Annotated in this window: 16 protein-coding genes; 10 read left to right on the forward strand and 6 right to left on the reverse strand. The window is 63.3% G+C overall.

The window, feature by feature from the left end; genetic code table 11:
* Positions 1-4: 4 nt before the first annotated feature.
* The 3 genes from ABWP89_RS09965 (at position 5) to ABWP89_RS09975 (ending at position 1,590) form a co-directional block, all read left to right on the forward strand.
* Positions 5-931 (forward strand): LysR substrate-binding domain-containing protein, encoded by a 927-nt coding sequence (locus ABWP89_RS09965; RefSeq protein ID WP_353228983.1) that lies wholly within the window; start codon positions 5-7, stop codon positions 929-931.
* 99 nt (positions 932-1,030) lie between these two features.
* Positions 1,031-1,282, forward strand: a complete 252-nt coding sequence (locus ABWP89_RS09970; RefSeq protein WP_353228984.1) for a type II toxin-antitoxin system ParD family antitoxin — start codon at positions 1,031-1,033, stop codon at positions 1,280-1,282.
* A complete protein-coding gene (locus tag ABWP89_RS09975; protein WP_353228985.1) occupies positions 1,282-1,590 on the forward strand; it encodes a type II toxin-antitoxin system RelE/ParE family toxin in 309 nt (102 codons plus the stop codon). The genes ABWP89_RS09970 and ABWP89_RS09975 overlap by 1 nt, the downstream gene beginning before the upstream one ends.
* A 384-nt stretch (positions 1,591-1,974) precedes the next feature.
* Here the strand turns inward: ABWP89_RS09975 and ABWP89_RS09980 are convergent, their stop codons facing one another.
* The 4 genes from ABWP89_RS09980 to ABWP89_RS09995 form a co-directional block, all read right to left on the reverse strand.
* Positions 1,975-2,433 carry a hypothetical protein gene (locus tag ABWP89_RS09980; RefSeq protein WP_353228987.1) on the reverse strand — a complete coding sequence of 153 codons (459 nt, stop codon included), beginning with the start codon at positions 2,431-2,433 and terminating at the stop codon, positions 1,975-1,977.
* Between the two features lie 129 nt (positions 2,434-2,562).
* Complete coding sequence (locus ABWP89_RS09985; protein WP_353228988.1) at positions 2,563-3,516, reverse strand: NAD(P)-dependent oxidoreductase; 954 nt, start codon at positions 3,514-3,516, stop codon at positions 2,563-2,565.
* Positions 3,517-3,726: 210 nt separating this feature from the next.
* Complete coding sequence (locus ABWP89_RS09990; RefSeq protein ID WP_353228989.1) at positions 3,727-5,205, reverse strand: phosphomannomutase; 1,479 nt, start codon at positions 5,203-5,205, stop codon at positions 3,727-3,729.
* Between the two features lie 68 nt (positions 5,206-5,273).
* Entirely contained in the window at positions 5,274-6,134 is an 861-nt protein-coding gene (locus ABWP89_RS09995; protein WP_353228990.1) for a hypothetical protein, read from the reverse strand.
* A gap of 258 nt (positions 6,135-6,392) precedes the next feature.
* Here ABWP89_RS09995 and xrt point away from each other — a divergent pair, with 258 nt between their 5' ends.
* The 7 genes from xrt (at position 6,393) to ABWP89_RS10030 (ending at position 13,911) form a co-directional block, all read left to right on the forward strand.
* Positions 6,393-7,424 (forward strand): exosortase, encoded by a 1,032-nt coding sequence (gene xrt, locus ABWP89_RS10000; protein WP_353228991.1) that lies wholly within the window; start codon positions 6,393-6,395, stop codon positions 7,422-7,424.
* Positions 7,421-8,236, forward strand: coding sequence for an exosortase C-terminal domain/associated protein EpsI (locus tag ABWP89_RS10005; RefSeq protein WP_353228992.1), 816 nt, complete (start codon positions 7,421-7,423; stop codon positions 8,234-8,236). Before xrt ends, ABWP89_RS10005 begins: the two co-directional genes overlap by 4 nt.
* Positions 8,233-9,081: a hypothetical protein gene (locus tag ABWP89_RS10010; protein WP_353228993.1), complete on the forward strand. Its 849-nt coding sequence runs from the start codon at positions 8,233-8,235 to the stop codon at positions 9,079-9,081. The genes ABWP89_RS10005 and ABWP89_RS10010 overlap by 4 nt, the downstream gene beginning before the upstream one ends.
* A gap of 129 nt (positions 9,082-9,210) precedes the next feature.
* A complete protein-coding gene (locus ABWP89_RS10015; protein ID WP_353228994.1) occupies positions 9,211-10,479 on the forward strand; it encodes a hypothetical protein in 1,269 nt (422 codons plus the stop codon).
* Positions 10,480-10,529: 50 nt separating this feature from the next.
* Positions 10,530-11,447 carry a polysaccharide biosynthesis/export family protein gene (locus ABWP89_RS10020; protein WP_353228995.1) on the forward strand — a complete coding sequence of 306 codons (918 nt, stop codon included), beginning with the start codon at positions 10,530-10,532 and terminating at the stop codon, positions 11,445-11,447.
* Positions 11,448-11,598: 151 nt separating this feature from the next.
* Positions 11,599-13,002, forward strand: coding sequence for a GNVR domain-containing protein (locus ABWP89_RS10025; RefSeq protein ID WP_353228996.1), 1,404 nt, complete (start codon positions 11,599-11,601; stop codon positions 13,000-13,002).
* A gap of 6 nt (positions 13,003-13,008) precedes the next feature.
* Positions 13,009-13,911 (forward strand): polysaccharide biosynthesis tyrosine autokinase, encoded by a 903-nt coding sequence (locus ABWP89_RS10030; RefSeq protein ID WP_353228997.1) that lies wholly within the window; start codon positions 13,009-13,011, stop codon positions 13,909-13,911.
* 363 nt (positions 13,912-14,274) lie between these two features.
* Here ABWP89_RS10030 and darG read toward each other — a convergent pair whose 3' ends face one another.
* Entirely contained in the window at positions 14,275-15,315 is a 1,041-nt protein-coding gene (gene darG / locus ABWP89_RS10035) for a type II toxin-antitoxin system antitoxin DNA ADP-ribosyl glycohydrolase DarG (protein WP_353228998.1), read from the reverse strand.
* A partial coding sequence (locus tag ABWP89_RS10040; RefSeq protein ID WP_353228999.1) for a DarT ssDNA thymidine ADP-ribosyltransferase family protein occupies positions 15,312-15,531 on the reverse strand: 220 nt, incomplete at its 5' end. The genes darG and ABWP89_RS10040, both read right to left, overlap by 4 nt.

Consider the following 15,531-nt stretch of genomic DNA (forward strand, 5'->3'; position numbering starts at 1 on the left):
ACCAATGCGTTCGCGGTTCAATTTGCGCGACCTGCCGCCGTTGAAGGCGCTGCGGGGGTTTGAGGCGGCCACTCGCCACCAGAGCATCCGCGACGCGGCCGCCGAATTGTGCCTGACCCCGCCAGCGATCAACCATCAGCTGCAGATTATCGAACAGGCGCTGGGCGTGCGGCTGTTTGCGCAGGATGGGCGGCATGTGGTCTCGACCGAAGAAGGCCGGCTGTTCTATCCCTATGTGCGCGCCGCGTTCGAATCGCTGATGGAGGGGGCAGAGGCGGTGCGCCGCCACGCGCTCGATACCCCCCTGCGCGTGCAGACGTATGTCACCGCGTCGATCCGCTGGCTGGCGCCGCGCGTGCCGCAATTCCTGGCCGACAACCCCGGCATCACGCTGTCGCTGACCACCTGCGCGGTCGACTGGACCTTTGACGAGGCGCATGCCGATGTCGGCCTGGTCTATTGCGCCGAAACGCCCGACCCGGAACGCTATCACTGGGTGCCGCTGTTCGATTACACGCTCGATCCGGTGTGCAGCCCGGCGTTTCTGGAACGCGCCGGCGGGCAGATGGATGCCGCCATGCTGATGCACCAGCCGCTGGTCGCCAATTATACCGAGGCCAACAACTGGGCCCGCTGGTTCGCTGCCGCCGGCGTGGCGTTTGCGGGCCAGGCGCCCTATCTGATGGTCGATACGCTGGCGGTGGCGCTGGAAATGGCGCTGGCCGGGCGCGGCGTCGCGCTGGTCAACGGCCCGTTCGCCGATGCCGACCTCGCCGCTGGCCGGCTGGTGCGCCCGGTCGATCACACCGCCATCGCGCCAGGCGGCTGGGGCCTGATCTGCCGCCAGCCAATGAAGGACAAACTGCCGGTGCGGCTGTTTATCGACTGGGTGACGGCGGATGTTGCCGGGGGTGTTGCTGACAGTGCTTAGCTGGCGCGGACAGCATCTCGCCTGACCTGCTTTAATAACAATAATTGCGCATTTTTCGTTATCGGGCTATGGAGAGACACACCACTTTGGAGGTCCGCCATGAATGTCTCGCTGGGCGAACGTTGGGAAGGCTTTGTTGAATCTGTGCTCAAGGCTGGCCGCTACGGTTCGGCCAGCGAAGTGGTGCGCGAAGGATTGCGTCTGGTCGAAGAGCGTGAAGCCAGGCTGGCCGCATTGCGCGAGACACTCAACGCCTCCATCGCGCGCGGTGGCGCCCATAGCGATGGCGACGTGGGCGCGCAGATCGACGCTGCCCTGGATGGTTGGGAACAATCCGCAAAGGCGCGTTGATGCGCCAACTGCACTATACCCATGATGCAAATCGCAACCTGGTAGAGATTGCGGGCCATATCGCGGCCGAAAGCGGCAGCCGCGACGTTGCCGTGACCTTTACCACGCGGTTGCGCGCCAAATGCCGCCAGATTGCCGCATTGCCAGCCACGCTTGGCACCGCACGGCCAGAACTTCGCCCGGACATTCGCAGCACGCCATGCCAAGGCTATGTGATTTTTTTCCGCTATCGCGCTGCTGACGCAATTGAGATCGTGAACATCCTGCATGGCAGCCGCGACATTGGCAGCTATTTCGACCACAACTGACCACCGCTTGGCGTCAATCTCGCGTCGGCTTGTGGAGCGGGATGGCCCATCAGCTCAGCGATCGAATATACTGTCCGCAGAATTCGCAAAGCCCCTCCCCTCAGGGGAGGGGTTGGGGAGGGGTGTCCAACGCCGGATTTACATCGCGTCACATCGGCGCTGGACACCCCCACCCAACCCTCCCCCTGAGGGGGAGGGCTTTTTTTGGTCAGTCCGTTGCGATAACAATCAAGGGCTGCGCAAGACGCTCGAGCCTAATCTCATTACGCGATAGGCGGCGTGGACCGGTTAGGCGCTGAGTTTGGCCGCTATTAAGAACCGCCGACTGTGGACCGAACGGCGGTCAGGTCATTCAGGTCATAGGGAGTCGACGTTGCGAGACGATCAGCAATTCTCCGCGACCTCTATACCGTCGTCTGACGGCCAGCGCCGAGTGAATTTGCAAACGATACCGTCCGACCAAAATACGGAAATCATCAAAAAAGCATTATTGGAATGGCTGTCCCCTATCAAAGCGGCAGTCGCGATAGCGGATAACAAAATTGCCAATGGCACCAGCGCAAATCCATTGAACCACTGCGCATACCACCATGCACTGGTGATGCTGGTAAAGCCGAGTTGTTGAAGAGAGCGCATTCCCCGACTTCCGAAGAACAGTCTCAAGAAAACTGGTAGGCCACACAGGATCGTAAATCCTGCAAGCAGGCCGATCAATGTGCTGTCCCCAAAGCCAAGGAAATGGGCGGCCCAAGCAATGGCGATATCGACCGCACCGAGGAGCGGAATAAATCTGCTCAAGCGGTCGGTTAGCGTAATGAAACCAGCCTGAATAGGATCTGCCATTTAAGAGTTTTATCGTCGAATTAATCAGTTTGCAACGACCGCATGCGGGCCGTCTACGGAAAGTCTGTTTTCAGAAAAAATAACGGACAGCTGACGTTCCAGCCCCAATGAAATCTTCACGCCCCCCAATTACCGATTGGGCACAACCTCATACCCACGCTCTTCAGGCTCATCATCGACCATCTGGTCGGGAAAGCCGGTGCCCAGCACTTTCAGGCCCAGCGGTTCTTCGTAGCGGCGGATGATGTTGGGCGAAAATTCGCGGTCGCCATAGGTGGCGCGGGCTTCGTTGAACAGGCGCACGATCAGGGGTGACATTTCCAGCGGCACGCCGTGCGCTTGCGCCAGATCGTCGAACAGGCCGATGTCCTTTGACACCAGGTCCATGGTGAAATTGATGTCGCGGCTGCCGTTCAGGATCACCTGGCTTTCGGTTTCGTGGACAAAGCTGTTGCCCGATGAAATGCGGATCGCCTCATACGTGGTGTTCATGTCCAGCCCGGCGGCCTTGCACGTGGTCAGCGCCTCGGCCAGCGCGACCAGGTGCACCGTGCACAGATAATTGGTCATCACCTTCAACCGCGATGCGGTGCCCAGCGGGCCGGTGTGCAGCACGCGGCGGCCCAGCGTGGTCAGCACCGGCAGCACCCGGTCAAACCCTTCGCGCGGGCCGCCGGCAAAGATCGATATATTGCCGGTATCCGCGCGGTGGCACCCGCCCGACACCGGGCATTCCATAAACAGCGCGCCGCGCGCCTCTACAGCCGCGCCCAGCCGAAGCACTTCGGCATAGTCGGTGGTGCTCATTTCCATCCACACCTGCCCGGGTTTCAGCACGGCCAGGAACCCATCCGGTCCTTCGGCAACAGCGGCGCTGGCGGCGGGCGAAGGCAGGCAGGTGATGACGATATCGACCATTTCGGCCAGCGCGGCGGGGCTGTCGGCCGCAGCGGCGCCGCGTGCGACATATTCGGCGACCAGCGCGGGGTTCAGATCGCGCACCACCACGTCATGGCCATTGCGCAACAGGCTGCCCGCCAGTTTGCCGCCGACATTGCCCAATCCGATAAACCCGATACGCATGGTGTCGCTCCTGATACTTACCCCACTCCCCTTGCACGGAGGGGCCGGGGGTGGGGGCCATCCCCTTGGCTCGGCGCGGGGGGGCAGCCCCCACCCCAACCCCTCCCCTGAAGGGGAGGGGCTTTAGAGCGTATTGGTCTGCGGCGCGGCGGCGCTACACACAATTCAAAATTGTGCCGCCACCGGTTAGAATTCCTGTGACGCGGCCAGTTAAAGCCCCATCAGCGCCTTGACCGCCGCGGTGGCGGCGGAATTCAGCGCGACCGCTTCGGCCTCGCTCGCGCCTTCGGTATAGCAGCGCAGTTCGGGCGCATTGCCCGATCCGCGCAGATGGATCACGCCGCCCCCGGCAAAATGCGCGCGCACCCCGTCGGTCAGATCAACGCTCTGCGCCGCGCCGGCAAAGCTGCCGAACAGGCTGGTCTGCAATGCGATCTGTGCTGCATCGTCGCCGGCGGTCAATTGGCCGAACAGCTGCGCGCTCGCCTCTGGCGGGAACGGAATGATCCGGTCGGAATAGGTAATGCGTTGCGGCAAGGTGGCCAATTGCGCCGAAACGCTGGTGGCATCGGCGGTCAGCACCGCCAGCATCGGCAGCACCGCATCGCGCGTCGGCAGTGGGGTGGTCGTCCCCAGTTTGCCCGGAATTGTGCTGCCCAGCAGGAACCCGCCATTGGCCTCGTACCCAACGACGCAGGCCGATCCGGCGTTCAATTCGTCCACCATGGCGCTGATGACATAGGGTGATCCGATGCGGGTGCGCACCACATGCGCAAACTGGCCGCAGGCCTCGACCGCGGTGTTGCTGCTGACCGGGGTGGCGACGCTGGTGGCCCCCACGCGCAGCGCACACAAAATGCCCAGCACATCGCCGCGCAGCCATTTGCCGGTTTCATCCGCGATCAGCGGCCGGTCCGAATCGCCATCGGTCGAAACGATCGCATCAAAGTGGTGTTCGGCCGCCCATTCGCGCCCCAGCACGACATCTTCGGGGCGAATCGCCTCGGTATCGACCGGCACGAACACGTCGGACCGGCCGAGCAGCATGATCTCTGCGCCCAGTTCGGCGACAATCCGCGCCAGCACATCCCGGCCAACCGCGGAATGCTGATAGACGCCGATGCGCTTTCCGGTCAGCGCGCCCGGCCCGAAATGGTTGATGTAGCGGCTGACGTAAGCTTCTTCGACATCGGTCACCGGCGGAAGCACTTCGGCCGCGATCAGCATGCCATCGGCATCAAAGCGGCCACCGTCGAGGTCGATTTCCTGCCGGCTCATCCCTGCTTCGTCGGCTTTCAGCACTTCGCCGGCGCTGCGGTAGAATTTGATGCCGTTGCGGTCGGCCGGGATGTGGCTGCCAGTCACCATCAGCGACGGAATGCCCTGGCCAAACGCATAGAGCGCCAGCGCCGGGGTGGGCACATAGCCGCAGAACACCGGCACCCCGCCCAGATCGCGCACCGCGCGTGCGCAGGCGGCCAGGATGCGTGGGGTGCTGGGCCGCAAATCGCCCGCCAGCGCCACCGCGCCGCCGGGCGCAAATTCGCCCTGTTCGGCCATGAAGCGCAGGAAACCGGCGGTATAGCCGTAACAGACCCGGTCGGTCATCGCCGTGACCAGCCCGCGCGCGCCGCTGGTACCGAACGCCACGCCGCATTCCGCCATCAATGCCTTGACCGTCGTCGTCATCGCAATCCTCATCGGCCAATCCGCACAATTCCCTATGGGCAATTTGTGACGGATTGGCCAGCGCCGGATCAGGACACTGCGCGCCGATCATGGAATTTGCGCGCCCGCCATGCCATCGCCGCGGCGGGCACGGCCAGGATCAGCGCGATCACCAGCGCCTGGATCGCGGCGACCCGGTGCCCGGCCATCGCTGCGCGTGAATCGGGAAACAGCACGATCGGCGGCGTGGCGATCGTGCCGGCCGCAGCAGCATGATCTGCCGACAGGCCCGCCAGCACGGGCGCGGGCACGCTGCCGGTCGCCAGAAAGCCACGCCCGCCAAATGGCGCAAACCGGCCGTCGGCATCCGCCGGCATCGCGGCAAACACCGCGCTGGGTGATCCATCGCCATGGCGCAGCATGACCAGCGCGGTGCGGCTGCCAAAGCCCGATGCCGCCGCGTCCAGAATTTCCACCCGGTTCCCCGGTCGTCCGTCGGTCAGGATCACCGGTCCTTCCGCGGCTGGCCCGCGCGCCTCAATCGCGCGCAGGGTCATGCGCGCGGGCGCGGCCACCGCATCGGCGGATCGCCAGCCGGCGATGCCCAGCACCAGCGCGACGATTGCCGCCACCAGCGCCGCGACGCCCAGCCGCCGAGCCAGACCTGCCGCCACCGTGCGGGAATCATCGGCAGTGCCCCGTCGCGATGGCACCAGCAGCAGCGCCACCACCGCCAGTGGCAGCAACAAAACCGGCAATGCGGTCGGCAAATACCAGCCAAATCGGTCCAATTGCCATGCAATCAGCCCGGCATTCCACGGCTGGAATCGCCACATCACCAGCGCCTCGGCACCCAGTGCCAGCGCGGCCAGACCCAGCCAGGGCCATTGCTGTGCCAGGCCAGGCGCCGCAGCAGTGCGGTCGTGCCCGGCAATTTCGCGCTGTTCCATCATCGCCTGCCCTTTGCTTGTCCGGTTTTTGCGGTTCTGCGGTCGTCCGATTTTGCGCCCGATTGTCCCGGCCACAAGTCCGCATGATCAGGCCGCGCAGCCTAGCAGTGTCTCTTTCGAATTGGAGGGAACTCGCACGGAAGCGGTTCTAACTTGCCTTTGCAGGTCGGACCAACTGTGTAAGCATTAGTTCTAAGGGAAGTAGTTCAGTATTTTCCACAATGGAAATTGTGAAAAGAACCATGTGTGTCCCTTTGAATGTCTGAAAACAGTGCCAATCTGATCGAACAAGGTACCATCGTTGTGGTTGAAAAGACCCATTCCTTTCCATCATCGTCAGAAATGGTCAGGCCGGCTGGCACTATCACTGTGCTGGCGGCGTTGCGCCGGCACTGGTTTGTCCTGCTGGGGGCGGCCCTGGCCGGTTTCCCGGTGGCGGTGGTGGTCGGGCGCGATGTGTGGACAACCGAACAGGGCGCACATGGACCGATCATTCTGGTGACCGGACTGTGGCTGTTGTGGCGCGAAACGTGGCAGGAACGCCCTGGGCGCGCCCGCCGGGTGGGCCGCATGCCGGCGATTGCAATCATCGCGGCGATGATGCTGGCGGGCGTGCTGGCGGTCTATTGCGCGATAATCGGCAAAGTGTGGCTACAGGCCGCCGCGCTCTATGTGCTGGCGCTGCTGGTCTATACGCTGATCGCCGGGCCGGCCAATCTGCGCCGCGCCTGGTTTCCGCTGGTCTATCTCGGCTTTCTGGTGCCGCCCCCGCCGGCGGTGATCGTACCGCTGACCCGCGCGCTGAAACTGCAAATTGCCAGCTCTGCCGCCGATTTTCTGGCGCAATTGGGGTACAACGCCACCAGCCTGGGGGCATCGCTGTACATCGATTCCTATGAACTGGTGGTGGCGGCGGCCTGTGCCGGGCTCAATTCGCTGACCAGTCTGCTCGCGATCGGCCTGCTCTATGCCTTTCTGCGCCACCGCGCGCATCCGCTGGCGATGCTGGTGCTGGCGCTGTGCGCGCTGCCTGTGGCCGTGCTGGCCAATTTCCTGCGCGTGCTGATCCTGCTGCTGGTCACGCATTATGGCGGCAACGCCGTGGCGCAGGGCATGCTGCATGATGCCGCCGGGCTGACCACGTTTACGCTGGCGCTGGGTGCGATGGTGCTGATCGACATGGTGGTGCTGGCGATGGTCGATACGATCGCCGCGCGTCGTTCGCGTCGCCGTGCTGCCCCGGTGCTGGTGCCCAGCGGGGCCCGGTCGGGACGGGGGGCAAGGTCATGAGCGAGTCAGTGCACGATCGGCCGGCCTGGCCATGGCCGGCGCTGGCCCGGCCCAGCCGGCGCGACATTCTGGCCGGTGGCCTGCTGGGTGCGGTCGGCGCGGCGTCGCTGCTGCTGCGGCCGACCAGCGTGGCGCCGGCGCTGTCGGACCACTGGATCGATGCGGCAGTGCCGCAGCGGCTGGGGCCATGGCAGGTGGCGGCACATGACGGGCTGGTTACCGCGCCGTCGGACGAATTGTCGGCAAAGTTGTATGACCGCATCCTGACGCGGATTTATCGCGCGGATCGCGCGGCGGGGCTTTCTGCGCCCGACGCCGGGCAATCGCGGGGAATCGGCTCGCCGCTGCCCGATATGGCGCTGCTGATTGCCTATGGGCGGGGCCAGGATACCGATGTGCAATTGCACCGGCCCGATGCCTGCTATCCGGCGCAGGGCTTCACGCTGACCGATCCCCGCGCCCTGCCGATCCGCTTTGCCGGACGCGCGGTGCCGGCGCAGGTCGTGACCGCATCGCGCGACGATCTGGTCCAGCAGGTGTTCTATTGGACCCGCATTGCCGGCACCTTTCCCGCCGATGGCACGGCCGAGCGCCGCGTGATCGTGCACGAAAACCTGTCCGGCCGGATGCCCGATGCCGTGCTGGTGCGGATTTCGGTCGATACCGCCGCGCGCGCCCAGGCGGTTGCCGCTGTGCTCGGGTTCATCGGCCTGCTTGGCGCCGCCTTGCCACCAGACGGGCGCCGCCTGCTGGTCGATGGCTTTGGCGGAACAGAGTCACGTTTTTCATCACGTATTGCCGGGGATTTATGACCAGATCATTGTTTGACCATGCTATACCCAACCGCGCCGGAACCGCGCTTTTGACGGGCCTGGCGCTGATGCTCGGGGCGTGTGGCGGGGTGCCTTCGGGGCAAGTGCAGGCGCATGTCAACGGGCACGAGATCAGCGATCGCGCTGTCGCGGCAGAGCTGGCCGCAGCCAACCTGCCCGACAGCGACAAGGCCATGCAGCACGCGGCGCTGGACAAGATCATCGCGCGTTACCTGATCATCGAAGAGGCGCAGCGCCAGGGATTGGACAAATCGCCCGATTATCTGGCGTTCAAGGATCGCGCGCAGGATCTGGTGCTGGCGGACATGATGGTCAAACGCTGGGCCGCGGCTTTGCCGCGACCGGCGCAGGCCGACATCGATCACTATGTTGCGGCCAATCCGCTGCGGTTTGATGCCCGCGCGTTTCTGCTGGTCGATGCGATCGAGGCGCCCAACGCTTCTGGCTCCATAAAGGACCTTGCGCCGTTGCACGCGATGGACGCGGTGGAAAGCACGTTGCGCGCGCGGCACCTTGCCACGCGCCGGGCCAGCCAGGTGCTGGATACCGCGCTGATCGACCCGGCGATGGCGCGCCAGCTTACCTCCGCCCCGGTGGGCGAACCGATTGTGTTTGCCGGGTCTTCGCGATCACCCAACAGCGGTTTGCGGGTGCTGGCCGTCATGCGCAGCGATCCCGCGCCGATCCCTGCCGACCTGCGCAACGGCCTTGCCGCCGATGCGGTGCGGCAGGCGCAGATCGCGCAGAAACTGGCCGGGCTGAAAGAAGGGGCGCGGATTGCCTTTCGCGCCGACCTGCAACCCGGCCCGCAGGCGACAAAGTAAATCCCATTGCGAGGCAATCCCCGTGGACCACCCCGGTCCCGGACGATAGCCCCCATCGTATATTCCCAAAGTATATTCCCACAGTGTGTTCCGACCGTTTGGACCGCGCAATTTGGCGAGTGCAGCACCATGACGCGTTTGCAAATTTTGGCAGGATTTCTGGCTGGCGTCGCGCTTTCCGCGGTCGCCCTACCCGTCGTCGCCCATGCCGAAGTGACCGGCGCGGCCACGGCAGCGTTGCGTTACGACGACAACGTCTTTGCGTTGCCGTCCGATGATCTGCCGGCGGGGCTGGAGCGGTCGGATACCGTCTATTCGGGCAATGCCGAAATAGACGCCACCTTTCACCCACCGGGGTACAAGGTCGATCTGTTGGCCGAGGTCAATTACGAAGCTTATGGGCGCAACACCGCCTACAACAACGCCGGCTACGCGTTTCAGCTGACGGCCGGCCCGACGTCGGAACGCCTGCTGACCGTCAGTGGCAGCCTGACCGCGCGCCGCGCGCTCAGCAGCTTTGCCTCGCTCGGCCTGCCGGTGCGCAATGTGCAAACGCTGATCGATGCCGCCCCCGAACTGGCGGTAAAGGTGGCGGGCGAATTCGTCGTGGTGGTCGACCCGGTCTATACCCGCAGCAGCAACACGGCGGGCCTGTTCGATGCCTACAACTACGAACGCTATGGCGGTGCGGTGGGGATCGGCTGGCACACCCCGCTCGGCAACCGCATCGATCTGACCTTTGGCGAACGCCATACCAAGGGGCTGGGCAACCGGTTCATCGATCTGGGTGAGGGCGTGGTCAATCAACCGACCAATCTGCGCGACCGGTCGATCGAACTGAAACTGCGCTACCAGATCACCCCTATCACCAGCATCAATGCCTCTGCATCTTACGTCTGGCGGCGCGACAGCACGGTGCTGGCGCACAATTTTTCGGCGCCGTTCGGCCAGGTCGGGGTCAAATTCGCCCCGTCGGACCATGCGCTGATCAGTGCCAATGTCGGCTGGCGGCTGGAATCGGTCGATCAGCTGTTCGTTGATTCGGTGCGCACCAATTACGCCAATGTGACCGCGACCGTGCAAGTGGGTGAACGCTGGCGCCTGTCCAGCCGGTTCGACTATAGCCACCGCAAATTTGAGGCAGACTCGCTGGCGCTGGTCAACAGTTACAGCCTGGGCCTGATCGATCGGGCCGACCATTTCTGTCGTGCCGAAGCGGCCGTGACCTATGGCCTTTCCAGCCATTTTGCAGTTGTAGCCAATTATTCGCACGAATTCAGAAATTCGTCTTACCATTTCGCCAATTACCGCGAAAATATTGCCCAGATTTCGCTGATTTATTCGTTTGGCGCTCATCCAGAACAATTGACCAACGCCATGACAGGCCGGGGCCTGTGATGCGCCGGCCCATCAACCGCGCCGATCCAATCGGGCCAGGGGAACAGATCATGACGGAACCACTTTCACACACAGACTTTCCACCGCGTACCGGTGATCGCCACGCCCGTGTTGCGCTGTGCACCGGCCTGATCGCGCTTGCGCTGGGCCTGTGCGGCCTGTCGCCCGCCGCCGCGACCGCGCAAACCGCGGGCATGGCGCAGGGCCCGACCGGCGCGATCACGCCGGTTCCGGTCATGGCCGGGAATGGCGCTGCGGCCGATTACCAGATCGGCGCGGGCGACCTGCTGTCGATTTCGGTTTATCGCGCGCAGGATATCGGCGGCATGGTGCGCACTGCCAAGGACGGATCGGTGATCGTGCCGGGGGTCGGGGCGATTGCGCTCGACGGCCTGACCGCCAGTGAGGCCGGCGCGCTGATCGCCGGCGAAATCAAGCGGCGCGGCATCCTGCTCAATCCTGAGGTCACCGTGCTGGTGTCCGAAGTGCGCGCCCACGTCATCCAGGTCATGGGCGAAGTCGGCCGGCCGGGCAGCATCCCGCTCGATGCGCACAGCATGATGCTGTCGACGGTGCTCGCGCGCGCAGGGGCGCCGATCGGTACGGGCGCGGGCAACGTGGTGGTGATCCATCCCGATGGCACGCGCGAACGCTTTTTGATGGCCGACCTGGTGTCCGGCAATGCCGATCGCCCCGCGCGCAGCGGTGAAGTGCTGGTCGTCGCCGCCGCCGGGGTGGTCTATCTGTCCGGCGAAGTCGGCCGGCCGGGCGCCTATCCAATCGAAAAGGATATGACCGTGGGGCAGGCGCTGGCACTGGCCGGCGGTTTCACACCCAATGCCAGCCGCAGCAACATCAAGGTGACGCACAAGCGGGTTGATGGCGAAAAGACCGTCGTCGCCCGGGCTGATCCGGGATCATCGGTCGAACCGGGCGATCTGGTCATGGTCGGGCGGCGCGTGTTTTGATGCCGCTCGCCGTCCCCCTGCTGCCGGTTGCGGCCGGCCGGGCACCCGGCCTGCCACCCGCGCATGATGATCGCGCGCAACATGCGGGCGCGCATCGCCACGCCGCGTTCCGACCCTGCCGCGCTGCCCCACCATTCAAGGGATATGCCTCATGAATGTCTCTCAATTCCTGCGAATTCTTGTCGCCCGCTGGCGCATTCCCGCGCTCACGATGCTGCTTGGCCTGGTGCTCGCCACCTTGTGGATCGTGATCGCGCCCAGCCGCTATACCAGCGTGGCGCAAGTGCTGATCGATGTGCGCCCACCGGCCAGCGTGGCGATCAACGGCGACCCCGGGGTGATGGCCCAGCTGCAGCCGGATTATCTGGCCACCCAGGTCGACGTGATCCAGTCGAACACTGTCGCGCTCGCCGCGATCGATGCGCTCGGGCTGGTGCACAACCTGGATGCGATGGATGTCTATCGCGCTAGCGGTTCAAAACAGGACGCGCGCTCCTATTTTGCCGGCCGTCTGCTTAAGGATCTGCGCGTCACCCCGTCGGAAAGCTCGCGGGTGATCTCGATCAGCTTTACCGAACCCGATGCGCAGCTGGCGGCCACTTATGCCAATGCCTTTGCCGAGGCCTATCGCAAGGTCACCATCGATCTGCAGCGCCAGCCCGCCCAGCAGGCCAGCGAAAACTTTCGCAGCAATGTCGAAAACCTGGCCCGGCAACTGGCCGAGGCGCAGACCAAACTCAGCGCCAAACGCGCCGAGCTGGGGGTTGCGACCAATCCGGATGGCTCCGGCGCCGAAGATACGAAGCTGATGGCCCTGTCGCAGCAACTGGCTGCCGCGCAGGCCACCCAGGCGGCGATGAACCAGCGCAGCGCCGGCGGCGCCCTGCCCGATGTGATGAGCAGCCCGGTGGTGCAAAGCCTGCAGGTGGAAATCGCCAAACTGGAAGCGCAGCGCCGGCAATTGTCCACACTGGCCGGCCCCAACAATGTCGATTATCGTCAGGTAACCGGTCAGCTGGAAACCCTGCGCAGCCAGCTGGCACAGCAAAAGTCGCTGGTTGCCGCCAGCGCGGCCAACACGTCGGGGCAGGCCACGGCCAGCGTGCGGCAGCTGGCGGGCGCGGTGGCGGCACAACGGCAGACCACGATCGCCAGCCAAAAGGCGCGTGGGGAACTGTTGTCGCTGCAGGAAAACGTCGACAATCTGAAAACCACGTATGAGGCGCTGACTGCACGGGCTGCGCAAAATTCGCTGATCAGCGCCACCAACATCAGCAACGTGACGATGCTGGCCCGCGCCGAAGCCCCCGACCGGCCGAGCGGATTGCCGCACGTGCTGCTGCTGCTCGCCAGTGGTGTGATCGGGCTGTTGTTGGGCATAGGCGTGGCGATCATTGCCGAACTGCTCGATCACCGCCTGCGCGTACCCGACGATATTCCGACCTGGCTGGGTGTGCCCAGCCTGGGCGGGGTGCGCCAGCCGGCGCTCGCCGGTCGCCGGCCGCTGCTCGGTGCGACGCTGCGCTATCTTCCCGGTTCGACCAACGAAAGGTAACAGACCATGGCCTATGATACCGATGCTGTGGCCGAAACGGCCCGACACGCAGGCGCTGCAACAGAACATGATGCACGATCCGAACAGGCCGGCGGCGTTGGCCACGTGCTCGAAGCGGCGCGACTGATCACGTCCGAACAATCGGCACAGATCTTTGCCTTTGCGCAAAGCCATGGCCGGCCCTTCGGCGATGCCGCGGTCGAACTGGGGGTGATCGATCGCGACACGCTGGACCGCGCAGTGGCCGAACAGATCGGCCATCCCGGCGAAACCTGGTCGGGCGAACCGGTGGCGTTCACCCAGCCCAATTCACCCCAGGCCGAAGACTATCGGTCGATCCGCAACGCGCTGGCCCTGCGCTGGTTCAAACACCCAAAGGGCGAACGCACGCTGGCGGTGGTCAGCGCCGACCGCGGTGAAGGCCGGTCGCTGATGGCGGCCAATCTGGCCGCCGGTTTTGCCCAGGTCGGGTTCAACACCCTGCTGGTGGATGGCGACATGCGGCACCCGCGCCAGCACGAAATCTTTGCGATTTCACCCGCGCTGCCGGGGCTGTCGGCCTTGCTGTCGGGCAACCAGGGCGCGCAGGGTCTGGTCCACATCCTGCCGGCCATGCCCACACTGTCAATCCTGACGGCCGGCGGCATCCCGTCCAACCCGCAGGAATTGTTGCTGCGCGAAACGCTGGGGCAGTTCATCGATCATGTCCGGCTGCGCTATGACATGATCATCGTGGATACCCCGGCGGCATCGGTGGGCAGCGATTATCAGATCATCGGCTCCGCCACCCGCGGCGCCCTGCTGGTCACCCACGCCTCAACCACGCGGTCGCTGCGCGCCCGCCAGGTGGTCGACCAGTGCCACAGCTTTGGCATCCCCGTGGTCGGTTCGGCAATGCTGGGGGTTTGAACGGCTTCCGCCGGCTGGCGAGGGGTCTGCGAAGCGAGCAAGTCCTTCGGTGGCAACTTTATGGTGCCGGCGTGGCGAAATTCCCCGCCCGATCAAATGACGCAAACTGGGACATTGCCGTCATTCCCTAGCCGGGGGCGAAAGGTCGTCTTTCAACCTAATACCGGCCATTCCGAAAGGCCGCAAGTAGCGGCGGGAACGGCAAGGTTGGGCCGTCTTGCGACTGTCCGGTTACCGGTAAACAGATGGGATAGCTGCTTGTCCGCTTTGGCGTATACGCCCGCTTCAACGGCAAAAAAAGCTGTTGGTTGGCCACCCTCCTCGGATAGGCATTGCCATCAATTGCCTCCGATCCGCCAAAGTTCAATTAATCAAACCGTCCTCGATCAGCCGCGCATAGGCAGCGCGGATCGAAGCTTCATCAAACGAGTTATTCTTGTGATCGCTCCAGTTCCGTAGGACCCCAATCACCTTCTCAACTGGATAGTGCTTTTCATTATCAGCTAGCCAGTGCACAGACGAAAGCAGTTCCATCCCGTATGGGCCTTCGTAACCCTGCACCAAATGACCAAGCTTGAGGATCGTGGCATCGACACTGATGCCCGCCTCTTGCAGGTAGGCGTCAGCCGCGGCACAGCCTGCAGGGGTCACATGGGCGCGGCGATCACCAGTGAAAAATCCGGCAATCATTCCATGGCGCTCTAAAGACATGAACGCCTTTTTAAGCGGGTCAGAGTATGGTCCATACAAGTTCTTTTGAAAATTGAGCCGGAAATCGACACCCAATGTCTGCAGAAAATAGACGATTTTCTGCAGCGATAAGCGGTCAAACGATCCATCGAAATGAACCTCAAGCTCCGACAGGGCTTTTAACAATGCGGCGCGCGCGCGATTCATCGCCAGCGACGCTCGTTCATCAAATTCGGGTTGGTCAGCATTCTCCTTGGGGCTAAACACGACAATCTTGATGTCCTTCAAGGCGGACAGTTTATCAGCGATCATCGGTTTGACATCGCGCCAGTCTAGTCCTCCGTTCCCACACCCGAGAGGAGGCAGCGCAATGGAAGTGATCCCAAAATGTCGGATCTCGTCCACGAGCGCATCTAGGCCCTCCTCAATGTATGAGAGCTTAGAAGGCGAGCGCCAATGAGCCTTGGTCGGAAAATTGACGAGGAAACGGGGACCATCATCGCCAAAGAGACGACGATTCTCGTGAATCAGAATTCGCCCTGGTTTGAGGGTTTTTGCGGCACAAGCAGCCTTGTAAACTTCGTAGTTTTCGGGCCAGCGGTGCTTAAATTCTAGCGCTACACCCTTCCCCATCACGCCAACGCAATTTACCGTATTAACTATTGCATCTACTGGCTCGGAGAACATGTCGCCGGTTTTAAATGTGATGGTCATGAAAAATAGCACCCAGGTTTGACCAAGATAGGAATATTCCAGTTCGAAGAAGCCATTTGCTCTCGTAGATTCTGCTCCATCGCAGGGGTTTTGGCAATCACGCAGGTTACCATATCCAGTGGAACTGCATCCTTAACGAGAAACTCGGTCATCCTCTGACGGATCGTGTCCCAACGCGTGGTGTAGCTTTTCGGGGCCACCGCGATTTTCGGCGTC

The organism is Novosphingobium sp. (assembly GCF_040398825.1).
Taxonomy (GTDB): domain Bacteria; phylum Pseudomonadota; class Alphaproteobacteria; order Sphingomonadales; family Sphingomonadaceae; genus Novosphingobium.